At 57.5% G+C, this 12,589-nt stretch carries 14 protein-coding genes and 1 pseudogene; 5 read left to right on the top strand and 10 right to left on the bottom strand.

All coding sequences use genetic code 11. The features are described from left to right. Positions 1-12: 12 nt before the first annotated feature. The 4 genes from HX899_RS31515 to HX899_RS31500 form a co-directional block, all read right to left on the bottom strand. Entirely contained in the window at positions 13-306 is a 294-nt protein-coding gene (locus HX899_RS31515; protein ID WP_181294243.1) for a type II toxin-antitoxin system RelE/ParE family toxin, read from the bottom strand. After that, positions 303-545: a type II toxin-antitoxin system ParD family antitoxin gene (locus tag HX899_RS31510; RefSeq protein ID WP_028739446.1), complete on the bottom strand. Its 243-nt coding sequence runs from the start codon at positions 543-545 to the stop codon at positions 303-305. Before HX899_RS31510 ends, HX899_RS31515 begins: the two co-directional genes overlap by 4 nt. An 849-nt stretch (positions 546-1,394) precedes the next feature. Next, complete coding sequence (locus tag HX899_RS31505; RefSeq protein ID WP_171598333.1) at positions 1,395-2,423, bottom strand: PHB depolymerase family esterase; 1,029 nt, start codon at positions 2,421-2,423, stop codon at positions 1,395-1,397. Continuing rightward, a complete protein-coding gene (locus HX899_RS31500; RefSeq protein WP_180196040.1) occupies positions 2,420-2,875 on the bottom strand; it encodes an NUDIX hydrolase in 456 nt (151 codons plus the stop codon). The genes HX899_RS31505 and HX899_RS31500 overlap by 4 nt, the downstream gene beginning before the upstream one ends. A 140-nt stretch (positions 2,876-3,015) precedes the next feature. Between HX899_RS31500 and HX899_RS31495 the strand changes: the two genes are divergently transcribed. Together HX899_RS31495 and HX899_RS31490 are read left to right on the top strand one after the other, a co-directional pair. Next, positions 3,016-4,467, top strand: coding sequence for a CHAD domain-containing protein (locus HX899_RS31495; protein WP_246697216.1), 1,452 nt, complete (start codon positions 3,016-3,018; stop codon positions 4,465-4,467). 84 nt (positions 4,468-4,551) lie between these two features. Further along, positions 4,552-5,007: an NUDIX hydrolase gene (locus tag HX899_RS31490; RefSeq protein ID WP_181294241.1), complete on the top strand. Its 456-nt coding sequence runs from the start codon at positions 4,552-4,554 to the stop codon at positions 5,005-5,007. A gap of 82 nt (positions 5,008-5,089) precedes the next feature. Here the strand turns inward: HX899_RS31490 and HX899_RS31485 are convergent. Further along, a pseudogene (locus tag HX899_RS31485) lies at positions 5,090-5,215 on the bottom strand (DUF3606 domain-containing protein); the annotation flags it as partial. A 165-nt stretch (positions 5,216-5,380) separates the two neighbouring features. Here HX899_RS31485 and HX899_RS31480 point away from each other — a divergent pair. The 3 genes from HX899_RS31480 to HX899_RS31470 all read left to right on the top strand — a co-directional run bounded on the left by HX899_RS31480 (position 5,381) and on the right by HX899_RS31470 (position 7,489). Next, a complete protein-coding gene (locus HX899_RS31480; RefSeq protein ID WP_180196042.1) occupies positions 5,381-5,851 on the top strand; it encodes a transposase in 471 nt (156 codons plus the stop codon). Positions 5,852-6,128: 277 nt separating this feature from the next. Then, positions 6,129-6,725: a hypothetical protein gene (locus HX899_RS31475; protein ID WP_181294239.1), complete on the top strand. Its 597-nt coding sequence runs from the start codon at positions 6,129-6,131 to the stop codon at positions 6,723-6,725. 497 nt (positions 6,726-7,222) lie between these two features. Further along, complete coding sequence (locus HX899_RS31470; RefSeq protein WP_181294238.1) at positions 7,223-7,489, top strand: DUF982 domain-containing protein; 267 nt, start codon at positions 7,223-7,225, stop codon at positions 7,487-7,489. 204 nt (positions 7,490-7,693) lie between these two features. Here the strand turns inward: HX899_RS31470 and HX899_RS31465 are convergent, their stop codons facing one another. From HX899_RS31465 to HX899_RS31445, 5 genes are all read right to left on the bottom strand, one after another. Next, positions 7,694-8,296, bottom strand: a complete 603-nt coding sequence (locus HX899_RS31465; protein ID WP_180196044.1) for a hypothetical protein — start codon at positions 8,294-8,296, stop codon at positions 7,694-7,696. A 145-nt stretch (positions 8,297-8,441) separates the two neighbouring features. Further along, positions 8,442-8,882 (bottom strand): SyrB-like regulator, encoded by a 441-nt coding sequence (locus tag HX899_RS31460; RefSeq protein ID WP_181294236.1) that lies wholly within the window; start codon positions 8,880-8,882, stop codon positions 8,442-8,444. A gap of 271 nt (positions 8,883-9,153) precedes the next feature. Further along, on the bottom strand, positions 9,154-9,915 hold the full coding sequence (locus HX899_RS31455; protein WP_181294234.1) for a metallophosphoesterase: 762 nt from the start codon (positions 9,913-9,915) through the stop codon (positions 9,154-9,156). Positions 9,916-10,346: 431 nt separating this feature from the next. Next, positions 10,347-11,600 carry an MFS transporter gene (locus HX899_RS31450; protein ID WP_181294375.1) on the bottom strand — a complete coding sequence of 418 codons (1,254 nt, stop codon included), beginning with the start codon at positions 11,598-11,600 and terminating at the stop codon, positions 10,347-10,349. 120 nt (positions 11,601-11,720) lie between these two features. Beyond that, positions 11,721-12,533: a hypothetical protein gene (locus HX899_RS31445; protein WP_181294233.1), complete on the bottom strand. Its 813-nt coding sequence runs from the start codon at positions 12,531-12,533 to the stop codon at positions 11,721-11,723. Positions 12,534-12,589: the final 56 nt, after the last annotated feature.

Genomic DNA, 12,589 nt, shown 5'->3' with positions numbered 1-12,589 from the left:
ATCCGAGGTGCGCTAAATTGATTCACTTGCCCAATCTTCATGCGCGTGGCGAATTCGTATTACAAAAATTGTCTCATCATCTTCGATCCGATAAACGATTAGATGCGCTTTGAAGGGATGAATTCTAACGGGCGGATCAATCTCATCCCGTTCGCGCGCGATGCGCGGATTGACAGCTATCAGATCAAATAATGCGAAAAGTTCATCGTGGTATCGGTTTGCCTGGCCTGCCCCGAACATGCGGACACCATGCTCGGCGATCGCAATAATGTCCTCTTCCGCTTCGGCAGAAAGCTTATAACTCATGACTTGCTGGCACGAGCCATCGCTTCAGCAAAGAGTTCATCCTTTGATCGGATGCCGACACCACTTTGGAGCCCGGCCTCGACGAAGCTTTGCATGGCGGCGATCTTGTCGTTTCGCGTCTGGTCGCGTCGGATCAGGTCGCGCACGTAGTCGCTAGCATTCGAATATCGCCCGGTCCTGGCCTGGGCCTCCACCCAATCCTTCATCGGGCCTGGAAGAGATACGTTCATCGTGGCCATTGATAACCTCCATTTGAAGGCAACATAACCGATTTTGGCAAAGTTTGTCAAAGGCTAGAACGCCTTTGATGAGATGCGGACCACTTCATCTCGATAGCATAACCTTCAACGACTTAGCGACGCGTCGAGGCATATGGCGATTTACGGAACCAAGCACTTTTCCGCTATGGCACGCCACTATGCGGCTGCAGCAGGATCGCGCCTTTCCGTAGCAAATCTCAGCCGGGGCGCGAACGACGCTGGAGCGTAGCACCATAATGTAACAACATGATCACCCGCCGTCATGAGGGCACAAGCGCCCCTCTGTGGCGGAACGAAGCACGTAACAGCACGGATGCGATTTGCACGAACAGTCCGTGTACGAGCTTGGACATTGAACGCGAGCGCCGCTTCCTCACTTCGTTTTGTTCAACTCGACAAAATCTCCGGACACCTTGATAGTGATCGTCGCCCGCGGGACTCCGCCAGGGCCCAGAAGGCTGCCTCGAACTCCCCTCGACGCCGGGCTGGACAAGGCCCTTCTTGAGGCCGTCGTGTAGCCGTCGCCCTCGGCACGGAAGGCCATAGTTAATCATCTCGCCTTCGGCCGTCCAGCTGTAGGGCGCCATGCGCGTTTGATAACCTGCGGAACTAAACAACGCCTGTCGTCTACATCGCCCCAACCTCTAGGTACTGAGAGATTCGAGCATGTGGTTTCGGAAGTCCCATCGGACATGTCTGATTCCGTGGACTTTGGATTCCGATCGGCACATCGTTGCCAATCCGGTATCAAAACGGGGAGAGGGCCGCAGTCAACGACCTTGCGTTAACGGGAATAGACAAAATTTGGCCTCGCCACAGCGTTTTCGACTATAGCATAGGTCTCTTCAAGCCCCATAGTCGCAGCAATTCTGCTGGAGCCGAAATCTCTGCGGCAAAGACGTAAGGGTCTTCAGATCGTCTCGACTTCGTAGCGTCCCGCATTTTGATTGGAAGCCCGTGCCCCATGTTCCTGACCGAATAGAAGGCCAGCTTCAGACCGTCTGCGGCCCGCCACGATTGCAATCTGCCCCACGGTTTTTCCTCCGCACGTCCGCTGCTTTCGTCGATGCCCTGGACTTCGAGCCACTGTGCTATGCATGCGCTCGCGTTGACCGGGTTCACAGTCCTATCGTCCATGCCCTGCCAGATCGTTACCGCGGGCCACGTCTTGACCTCGGAAGAGATCTTCGTAACGGCTCGGCCCCAGCCGCCTGACGGCGGCGTCACGCCCGACTTCATTGCTCGTAACGCGGACATCGCATCTCGGGCCGATCCGACGGGCATGCCGGCAATAATCGCGGCGCCTGCGAACAATGGGGGATAGTTGGCAACGAGCGCGGCCGTCATCGCCCCGCCTGCAGACAGTCCTGCGATAAAGATCCTCGAGCGGTCGATGCGATGTTTTTCGCAAGTATGTTCGATCATCTGCTTGATGGAGAGCATCTCTCCACGGTCTCTGGCGACGGCGCTTGGGCGGAACCAGTTGAAGCATCGTTGCGAATTATTGGCGCTTCTCTGCTCAGGATAAAGGAGAACGAAGCCGCGGTCTTTTGCGAGTTTGGAGAAGCCAGCGGCACTATCCAGGCTTTCGGGTGTTTGTCGGCAGCCATGAAGCACGACCACAAGTGCGGGGTTTTTCGGCAGCCGCGCTGTCGGCACGAAGGTTTTCATGATTAGGCGGCCGGGATTGGTTCCAAATGCGGTCGTCTCGACCAGAGTCGGTTTCCCGGCACGGAGTGTCGGCGTCGCGCGTTTCGCCTTGTTTCGCGGCGCCTTGAGGGCCTTCTCGATCAGCCTGCTGAATTTCTTCTGGGATTTGAGGACCCGGGCTAGCGATTTGCCGAAACCGACTTTCATACGCCCACGCACTCGAGCTGCGACAACAGCATCCGCAAGCCCGGCTGCGCTGCTTCCCGCAGCGCGGTTTCCAAGGGGAACCATCGCGTCTTTCGGACATCCTTCTCCGGAAACTTGTCCGCGATCTTCGACACCTGGAGGAGATGCACGGCCACGTGGTACCGGTTGGAACTCGTGTCCTTCCGGTAAGAAAACGTACCGAACACGGTCTTGTCGACGACGCCTGCGACCCCGGCCTCCTCGAACGCCTCTCTCAGCGCCGCGGCGCTGCTGACCTCACCACCTTCGACGTGCCCCTTCGGAATGCCCCATCGACCGTTCCGTCGGCTGCCTACAAAAAGGATTTCAACTCCACCGTTTTCGTTCCGACGGTAGCACAGAGCACCAGCCTGCGCGACATCGCGACCAGACATGGTTTTCGTAAATTCGGTCTGGGCGTTTTCGTTGAGCATCGTCCGCCTCCGGTTTCGAAGCCCGCGCAAGCTAGCTGGGCGACGTTCGAGAGTCCAGTTTGCTTCATCACCTCGTGACGCGTCCGAACTATGACAGGACCTCCAGCGTTGATGAGCGTCCAATCAGAATGGAGCCTGCCTTGCCAACAGAAATCGAAATCAAGCTCGACCTCTCTAACGAAGCCCTTGAGAGCCTTTTGGGTTCCGATCTTCTCGGAGAGCCTGACGACGCACTGCAGCAGTCATCGACCTACTTCGAGACGGATGATCGTCGGCTGTCGCAGAAGGGGTTCTCTCTGCGCATCCGCTCTACCGGCTCTTCCCACGTCCAGACTGTGAAGGCATCCGGGCCGGCGAAATCGCTGTTTGTCCGTTCGGAATGGGAGACTCCCATTGAAGGCAAGGAACCCGTCCTCGACCATACGAGCCCTCTCATGAGAGAGTTCGGACCGGAACTTGAGGTGGAAGCCGCTTTCACCTTGTTCATTGAGCGCCGCATCTGGAACATCGAGTTGAACGGCTCTCGGCTGGAGGTGGTCGTCGATCGGGGAGACGTAGTGTCTGGCAACAGGCGCTCGCCTGTTCAGGAAATCGAGGTCGAACTGAAGGACGGGGATCCGAAAGACCTGTTCGTCTTCATTCGCAAGATCGACGCGATCGCACCTTTCCGGTTCGGCATTCAGTCCAAGTCCGAACGGGGTCTCGCGCTTCTGGACAGGCTGCAATTCATGTTCAAGGCAGAGCGCCTCGATCTCGAGCGAAACATCAAGGCATCTGCCGCCTTTCGAGAGATCGCCACGTCCTGCTTTCGGCAGTTCCGTCTCAACGAAGAGATCCTTCTCCAGCGACGAAATTCCGAAGCCCTTCATCAGGCGCGGGTAGCCCTGCGGCGTCTCCGCTCTGCGTTCTCCCTGTTCAGGCCGCTCCTGATGGGCGACGAGCCGAAAAGGATCCAAGAGGAACTTCGCTGGCTCGCTGGCGTCCTGGGCGAAGCGCGTAATCTCGACGTCCTGCTGATGAAAGCGAAGGACTCCGACCTTAGGGCCAAGCTCAAGGATGCCCGCAACAAGGCCTACGGCGACGCTGTCGAGGCTCTAGAATCGGCGAGAGGGCGCGCGCTGATGCTCGATTTCAACGAGTGGCTTCAATGTGACACCGATCGCGCCGGCGGCGGTGGCGCAACTTCTGAGGACCCGCCAGCTTCGGAGTTTGCCGCGAAGGCCCTCGAGAAGATGCGTAAGAAGCTAAAAAAGCATGGCAGTGCGCTGGCTGAGACCGACGACGAGCATCGTCACCAGGTTCGCAAGGACGCGAAAAAGCTTCGCTACGCGGCCGAGTTCTTCGGATCGCTGTTCGACGACAAGCGCGGCGCCCGTCGGTACCGGAAATTCATCGTAGCGATGGAGGCACTGCAGGACCATCTTGGAGCACTAAACGATCTGGCAACCGGACCGGACGTGCTTGAGCAGCATGGACTGGCCGACCACCCTGCTCGAGATTCTGTCGTTTCCCACGAGGACAAGAATACGTTGATCCGCATGGCGCAGTCCTCAGTAGATGAGGTCATCGACACGAAGCGCTTCTGGCGCTGACATGAGGACGCCATGAACCTTAAGCGAAGGAACCTCGGTCTAGCAGGCACGGTCGAGAACGTCGATGAACATCGAGCAGACACGATGAATGAGATTGACGTCTATCCGAAGCCGATCCAGCAGTATGGTGCATTGTGTTTCCGAAACACACCCAAGGGGCCACAGGTGCTTCTCATCACGACGCGGGAGACGAGACGTTGGATGATCCCGAAGGGCTGGCCGATATCAGGTTTGAAGCCGCGCAAGGTGGCAGAACGTGAGGCCTGGCAGGAAGCTGGCGTGATCGGGAGGGCGAAGAAGAAGCCCTTCGGCGAGTTCCTCTATGACAAGCTGATGCAGGACGGAAGTGGAGCGCGACCGGTCGTTGCCGTCTTCCTACTGGAGGTCCGCCGTAGCCGAAAGCGCTTTCCAGAAATGGCGGAGCGAGATTCCGTGTGGCTGACGCCGTTTGAGGCCGCCCGCCGCGTAGAGGAGCCGGACCTTGAGCGCCTGCTGCTGAAGTTCGGACGAATGGTCGAGCGCGGGGGACGACCTCCCTAGCTCGACGGTCGCGGATTTTCGATCTCGGGAATTCCGGTTCCGCCTTTCGTCAGCCACGAGTTCCTGGAATGTGAACTTGTCTCTACTTCTCCAAGCTAGCTTCGACCTTCTTGCGGCTGTTGCCGACTTTTTTAACAGTCTCCTTGACCTTCGACTTCGAGACCCGCTCTTTTTCCACCTCGTACCGGACCTCGTGATCCTGTCCTCCTTATAAGTTCTCGAAGGCGATCTGATAGCAAGAGGCAGGCGCACGTCATCGCAAGCCTTCTCTTCGGCGCAATCCCCGATCTATCCGCAAATTTGGAGATTGGTGTTAGTGTTGACTCTGGAGATCACTCAGCCGAAAACAGGCCGTGGCTAAAGAGGAATACTGATGGCTGACGAGAACAACATAGGACCGGCTGCTGTAATTGAGACGACGGACGCGGACGCAAAAACACCTGCTGCCAAGAAGCAGAAGCCGCCACAGAGCCAGAAGACAACCGTCGAACCGGCGCAATCTGCATCAAATGCAACTGCTGCAAAGTCGCAGGCCTCTAAGCGAAGGTCGTACAGCGAGCAAGAAAAAACCGGCAAGCTCAAGCTGATCGAGACGCAAGTCACCGAGGGCAAAAGCACCCTCAAGGACGCGATCAAGAAGGTCGGCATTTCCGAACAAACCTACTATAATTGGAAACGGACTGGGATGCCCGTTGTTCAAAGGAACGAGAAGCCTGTTCCGGCCGGTGATGAGCTGGCGGATCTTGTGCAGCTCGAAAAAGAGAACCAGAGGCTTCGCAAGCTTCTGGCGGAAAAATTGCGTTCGGAAAACTCGCAGCTGCGCAAGAGGCTCGGACTGAGCTAAGAATCGGCCACCCAGGCGGTCATTTTTTCCATTGGATCCGAACGGTTTCCACCCCAATCCCGGTGTTTAAGGCCAACGACTGCGCGAAATTCTTCCGCTGGCCCGCTCCTCAAAAAGCCCGTGTACTCCGTACGGTATTGTTGGTGCGAAGTATCGTCGCTATCGCGCGCGGTGGCTAGTTGAAGCGCGCTGCGAGGCAATATATGGGTCCGCGGGCGGGAACGCAGTGGCGCCGGTTGGTGCTGGCTGCACGCGATTTACTTGAGGTTGAAACCGGATGAAAACGCCACAACGGAAATTCATTGTCGAATTCAAATCGGGTCGACGACCCACGAAGGGGCAAACAAACTCAATTTGGGGTGACACTGATCTCAAGGCTTTTAATCGAGAAGTGGAAGATAAGGCGCCACATCCGTTCAATTCAAATGCGGCACATGGTCTGCCTGACGAAGCCGGAGACATGGCATCTGATGCGATGAATTCGGGTTCCGCTCGCAAACACCCAGGCGAGGCCAATGTTGCACAAACTTTGATATCATCAAGCGACGGCGCAAAGGTCGACGTGCCAAAGCAACATGCGACTACCGTTCCGACTGCCAAAGTTGTTGCGCAGGTGCAGGAGAGCCAGACGGTTTTCCAGCCCGAGAGAATATCAAACGGCACTCTTCGAAAGCGTGTTAGGCGCGGCCCCGTTTCGACGGGGAAGAGCAAGCCCCGAAGCACGAAATCCGTGACTGCTCGGGTTGCGGTTTCCTTCGAGGACGTAGCTGCCCTCGATGCAGAAAACAAGCGGCTCAAGAGGCTACTGGCAGAACAGCTTCTTGCACAGAACTTGCAGCTCACGAAGATGCTTGAGCGCTTTGATGTCGCGTAAAACTGCCCCGGAAAATGGCCGTCGCGCCAGATCCGAGCCTGATCGGCAATGAGGGTCGAGTGCTCGCCTGATGAGGGCACACCCTGCCGCGTCATCGACGATGTCTCTTAGGCGGCTCCGCCTCAAACGTACACGGTCCGCTTTTGCGTAAGACCTCGACAGGGTTTCCAGGAAAACCCTCGCAATGCGTCGACAGAGGATTGATTCGCGAGTCCGTTTGTGAATTCGCGCACTAACGCGCGATGATAGCCGTGGGGCTATCATGTAGAGCCGCCGCCGCGGGGGCTTCCGTCTGGATTTCGTCGAGCCTTCGCGCGAACAGGCACCGCGTGCTGCGAGTGGTTTGTCGCAGATCGAATTTCAATAGTCATCTCGGCTGTGCCGCCGGTTCTCGGGACCTCGTTCATCGGTCACACAATCTTCAATTCCAAATTTTAAAGCATGCTCATATATTGCGGCAGGGATTGCAGCGTCAGTACCTTGAGGGGTCGAGCACAATGTGCTGGAATAAATCGTCGGCATTTGCGCCGGTCGGGCTAGCTCTGCACGGTCCGGCAACGCACAAGATCGTACGCACGCTCGGCGACGCAGCGCATATCCTGATTAAGGATTGGCCATCCGATGAGGGCGAAGAATATGTCGCCGCCGTAAAAGCCTGTGTCGATGCAATTAGCGGGCAGATTGCTCCGGAACAATTCCGGGAAGCGCTTTTGCGTGCGGCCGATGAAGCGGGTATCGCTGCTCTAACTGTCGTTCGCCGATGACCACCAGTAGGAAAGCGGCGGCACAGTCTCAGCTGCCGTTGTTTTGCTGAGGGTCGAGCCCCCGGATCTAAGCAGCGAATGCCGCCAACGACAGTTTATATCTAAGGAGACGGATTGAAGCAGAGGATCGTCTCAGAAGCTGGCGTCAATGTCGACCTCCGCTTGTCCGCCAACCGGTTCGTCCAAGCCCCGCCAGGAGCAGGCTCACGATCGGTCGAATCGCTCGAGCATCTTTTCAAGCTGGACATTCTGCAAATGCAGCTTTTGCGCTAACTGACCTCTTAGTTGCCTGATCTCCTCGTCCACGCTTGCCACCTCATCGAAGAAGCTTTCACGAGAGGACGAGGATTGAGCACCTTGATCGCTATTTGCGACGTCAGTGCTCTCCGAACCCCTATCGGTTCGGGTTTTCTTCGCGCGTCCTTGCCGCCCTGAGGGTGGTGTTCGCGGAGACATTTTGCTTGTCTTGCCTTCCGGCGCAAACCTATGCGCATCAGTACCGGATCGACTGACCGCATAATCTGCCGGCGTCTGGACCTCTTCAACATCGACTGGCGGCGAGACTGCTCGGGCGACGCCGGGATCGCCGTCGGCTTCATTTGAAGTCGTCCTCGCCACGAGATCAACAGTTGCGTTCTCATCGTGGTCCCGACGACCAGATGCTTCCGTTGCGTCTGACGAAAGCGCCGACGTTTGCCCCGCGCCGCTTTCGCTCGCTTCGGTATCGGCACCAACGCCACTCTCTCGTGCTTCCACCGGCCGTCTTCGCGACGTCAACTGAGCAAGGAATTTCCATGGTGATTTCATAATGCTTCAACCTCGAGCAATCTGCACCACGACGTTGCCGCAGCTTTAGATCCGGGCTCGTGACGTGAGCCCGGCGAATTTCTCTGCTACCGAAGATGTAGTGGCTGAGGTCGATCTCGCAACCGCCTCCGCTATTTATGGTCGATCAATCGAGCCCGAGCCGCTTGCGCAGGTCGGCATTTTCCGCGCGAAGCTTATCTGCCAGGGTTTTGCGGAGCCTTTTATTCTCTTCTTCGAGCTGAATAAGATCTGCCATCTCATCCATAGACGAAACAGGCGCGCTCACGGTCGGCTCGGTTTGTGTCGGCGCCCTCTTCCTTCCGGTTTGCTTGACGGCGTCCTTCCCAGTGCTCTTGCTCGTGACTTGCGTTTCCCCCGCCGTCAGCTTCGCTTCCCCGGTTTGCTCGCCACGCGTCCTGCGACCGCTCGGCACCTTTGCCGTCTTCGCAAGAGATGCGGCTGCCGTTGCTTCGGCGGCTGCCTTCTGTCGTCGCGGTGCGCGCTGCTTTTTAGGCGCCGGCACTTTCGCCGTCACATACGTCTCTGCAACCTCGGTCTTTGGCCCGGTATTGTTCTCGTCAGCCATCAATCGTCTCCCTCTAACGGCAAGAGTTCTTTTCGGCTGAGTGAAAGGGGGAGTCAACATGAACGCTAAAGATAGCTCGCCGTTTTGAAACGCAGCTCTACTGCTCATATATAAAGATCGGCGAAGAAGCGGAAGCACTCTCGCTCCCTTGAAACGGTTCGAACCGCCGGCACGCCTTTATGATCTAAGTAGCCTTCTGATTTATCTGAGATTCTGTGGCGTAACGCCCTACTATGGAAACCATTGAAACTCGATCTCCTTCTCTTGTCAATTAGTCGGGCCGCCACTCGCCGACCTGGATGGCACCGGTTGCGGTTAGTTCGGTGCATACGAAATGTGAAAGCTCATCGCGCCTGATTACGGCGGCGCTCAGCCGGCCAGTCCGATATGCTCCGGTATCCAAAGCTATGCGATTCGAGTAAACTTCGGGTCGCAGCGACTTCGTGATCGTGTGACCGTGCAAAACCACATGGCCAAAGACGTCCATGTGGTCGAGGAAGCCCGCCCTGATCCAGCGCAAGTCGTATTCGCTTTGATTTGCAAGCTGAACACCGGGACGTATTCCAGCGTGAACAAAGCAGAAGCGCCCGATCTCCTTGAATGTCAGCGCGTTCTCCAGCAAGTCCGCATGGTGGGGGAAGACGCGGCGGATATCTGCGGCGATGTTCTCGAAATCAGGCACCGGGCGATTGGAATATGCGCTCACCGTTGCGACGCCTCCCCAGTCCATCCAGTTGACGGCGTCCTCATGGGTGAGAGCGCCACGAAGGAGTTCACGCAGGTAAAAATCATGGTTGCCAAGGATCAGCCGAGAACCCGGATAAAGGTCGAGTGTCGAACAGACCTGATCGAGTACCTTTGGACTGTAAGGGCCGCGGTCGATCAGATCGCCTAGGAAGATCACGACCGGCTTGGATTGATGATCACTCGAGGCAGCCGCGATGTATCCAAGCATGACCTCAAGAAGATCGGCGCGTCCATGGACGTCGGCAATGGCATAGATGTCGGACGGTAAGCTCTCGGTTGTAGTCACTATTTCTTCCTGCAAGTAAACATAGTGTGCGACGGTTTCCCTGGTGCTTGCAAGATATCGAGACTTGGAGCGGCGGGGACGGGACCAGGGCCAAGCCTTGGTGGTGGCAGCTCCTATAGGCCATGTCGGCCATGACGCGCCATCAAAAGTGAATGTTGGCGTGAAATTTCCGACCTGTCTTAGCCTGATTTGGAATGTCGTGACAGGATCACGTCACGCGCTAATGCGGCCTACGCCGGCGTTGGCTTATCTCACTCACGTTCCGCTTGTTCTGTCCGTCGCTGTGGCAGAGCCGAAGATAGTTTTTGCCCTTATCCGATCGCCACCAGGGCGTCTCTTCGCCCCACCAGAAGGCGCTCATCCCCTGATCTTTGGTTAGCGAGTTACGGGGTGAATCGAGAGCATTGTTGCCGGGCTAGAAATGCCCCTGTTCACGTCGCCATCGCTTGCTGCCTCCGACGCAGCCTGGGCCATAGGATCAACCAGCTCACCAAAGCAAGGTTGACGCAGTTCCAAATGAAGCCATGCAGGAAAGCCAGGCGGTAAGAGCCGGTGGCATCGAAAATGTAACCAGCGGCTAAGCCCCCACAAGCCATGCCAAGTACGGTCGCCATCAACACCAGGCTAATCCGGATACCTGCCTCACGTGGCGGCAAATATTTACGAATAATCACGGCATACATCGGAACTATGCCGCCTTGGAATAGCCCGAACAGGCCGGAGATCACGTAGAGCGACGACTTGCTGTTGAAAAACAGATATAGCAGCAGCGCTGCCGCCTGCATTGAGGAACCGAGGATCAACATCGGCCCGGCACCGATCCGGTCGGCGACTGCCCCGGACGCCAATCGGCTGACCACACCCAGCCCAAGCATCAAGGCGATGATCTGCGTGCCCACCGCCACACCGTAGCCGAGATCCCCACAATAGGCGACGATATGGACCTGCGGCATCGACATTGCCATGCAGCACGCAAAGCCCGCGACGACGAGAACGGCCTGCAGCGCATTTGAGCTGAGACCCAGTTCGTTGCGTGCTGCTTCGGTTGCGGCCTCGGCCTGGACATAGGTTCCGGTCTGTAGACGCCGCTTCAACAGCAGACCGATGGGCACCATCACCAGTGGGATGAAAATGCCGATTCCGACATGGGTTGCACGCCAGCCCTGGGTCGTCTGAAAATACTCGATAGCCATCGGCCAAACCGCCCCGGAAAGATAGCTGCCCGAGGCCGCAAAGGCGACTGCGAGGGCCCGGTGCTTGCTAAACCAAAGAGAGAGGTCGGATATCAGCGGCGCGAAGCCGGCAGCTGATCCAAGGCCGATTACAGCTGAACAGGCGGCGAATTGCCAGATATTGGTGGTAAGGGCGGCCATGATGTAGCCAATGCAAAGCAGGAACGCCCCGATCAGCACCGGCACAACGATGCCGACCCGATCGGCCAGGCGACCCATCACCACCCCGCCAAAGGCAAAGCCAAGCATCGTGCAGGTATAAGGAAGCGAGGCACCGCCACGCACCGTGTCGAACTCGACTTGCAGGGTTGGAAGAAGCACCACGACGGACCAATTGCCGACGCAGGCAACGGTGCCGAGAATGAGCGTGAGTACCAGCCGCCGCCAGGCATATCCAGAGTCGACGTCGCCAGAACCAGCCCCACCTGCCGCAGCCATCTTCTTTTCAAACATGGCCACGGCGAGAACTCCTCAGGGTCCGATTATGAACTGAACGCTCTCGCCTAATGCCAAGTGCATCCGTCTCGTATGACGAGCTTCGCCGCTTTGAATACCTGTTTGACGGGCCCTTCCTCAAGCCCCCGCCATCATCACTTTTAATCGCGCCGCAATCGTCGCAATCTCCGGTGGCGAGGCATCGAGCCGTTTAAGCTCAGCGTCGAGCAGTACCGGCACGCTCGCCCCTTCCGGTAGCGCCGCCAACGCCATCCCGCGCTGACCATCGAGCCAATAAGGCTCTTCCTTCCGACCAAAGTGCGACAACGTCAGGAGCGGCTTGCCCTTGCGGTCGGCGCCGTATTGGAACTGCACATACTTGCCGGTCAAGACCGGGTTGATTTGGGCCACTTTGACTTCCCGAAGATCCAGCCTGGTTTCCCGCCGCGCCAACCGGCGACTGCGATCGCTTTTGAAGCCTCCTGCAAAGAGGACAATCCCGCCTGCCGCGACCCCTAGCACGAGGGCACTGTCCACGAGCGTGCGGTTCCACAGCATGTCCAGCCCCAGCGACAGCGCCGCCCTGTCGGGCTGCAATGCTGAACGCACCACGTCGACCTCATAATCGCCCGTGTGGAAATTCACGAACATCAAATCGATATCGCGCTCCACGCTCTTGCCATCGATTTCATAGGCGATATGGGCTGAGCAATCGACGAACACCACCCGCCTCGCATGGCATTCCCCCTCGGTGATCACCGCGTCGGGCACCGTCACCGGATCGCTCGCCACCAGCCAGTCATTGACCACGCCCGGCGCCTGCCACGCCCCGATGAACCCCGCCACCGCCAGCAGCATCATCCCCCCGAGATAGAAAAATACCCCCGGCCATACCCCTGTCTTCCGAAGCCGTATTTTCCGGTTGGGCAAGGCTTGATTCAGGTCTGTCATGTCTTTCCCTCGCGGCTCACAAGGCTCCTGCGTCCGCCATACTTCAGCTTTCCCGC

Source organism: Rhizobium sp. WYCCWR 11146, assembly GCF_013591995.1.
Classification (GTDB): Bacteria; Pseudomonadota; Alphaproteobacteria; order Rhizobiales; family Rhizobiaceae; genus Rhizobium; species Rhizobium indicum.
The sequence above is the reverse complement of the archived record's forward strand: the minus strand, read 5'-3'. Positions and strand labels throughout refer to the sequence as shown.

Bases quoted from the DNA above. Each gene is read 5' to 3' on its own strand.
- HX899_RS31460 (WP_181294236.1), bottom strand. From the start codon at position 8,882: ATGGCTGACGAGAACAATACCGGGCCAAAGACCGAGGTTGCAGAGACG.
- HX899_RS31505 (WP_171598333.1), bottom strand. From the start codon at position 2,423: ATGAAAGTCGGTTTCGGCAAATCGCTAGCCCGGGTCCTCAAATCCCAG.
- HX899_RS31475 (WP_181294239.1), top strand. From the start codon at position 6,129: ATGAAAACGCCACAACGGAAATTCATTGTCGAATTCAAATCGGGTCGA.
- HX899_RS31500 (WP_180196040.1), bottom strand. From the start codon at position 2,875: ATGCTCAACGAAAACGCCCAGACCGAATTTACGAAAACCATGTCTGGT.
- HX899_RS31515 (WP_181294243.1), bottom strand. From the start codon at position 306: ATGAGTTATAAGCTTTCTGCCGAAGCGGAAGAGGACATTATTGCGATC.
- HX899_RS31465 (WP_180196044.1), bottom strand. From the start codon at position 8,296: ATGAAATCACCATGGAAATTCCTTGCTCAGTTGACGTCGCGAAGACGG.
- HX899_RS31490 (WP_181294241.1), top strand. From the start codon at position 4,552: ATGAATGAGATTGACGTCTATCCGAAGCCGATCCAGCAGTATGGTGCA.
- HX899_RS31510 (WP_028739446.1), bottom strand. From the start codon at position 545: ATGGCCACGATGAACGTATCTCTTCCAGGCCCGATGAAGGATTGGGTG.
- HX899_RS31445 (WP_181294233.1), bottom strand. From the start codon at position 12,533: ATGACAGACCTGAATCAAGCCTTGCCCAACCGGAAAATACGGCTTCGG.
- HX899_RS31480 (WP_180196042.1), top strand. From the start codon at position 5,381: ATGGCTGACGAGAACAACATAGGACCGGCTGCTGTAATTGAGACGACG.
- HX899_RS31450 (WP_181294375.1), bottom strand. From the start codon at position 11,600: ATGTTTGAAAAGAAGATGGCTGCGGCAGGTGGGGCTGGTTCTGGCGAC.
- HX899_RS31470 (WP_181294238.1), top strand. From the start codon at position 7,223: ATGTGCTGGAATAAATCGTCGGCATTTGCGCCGGTCGGGCTAGCTCTG.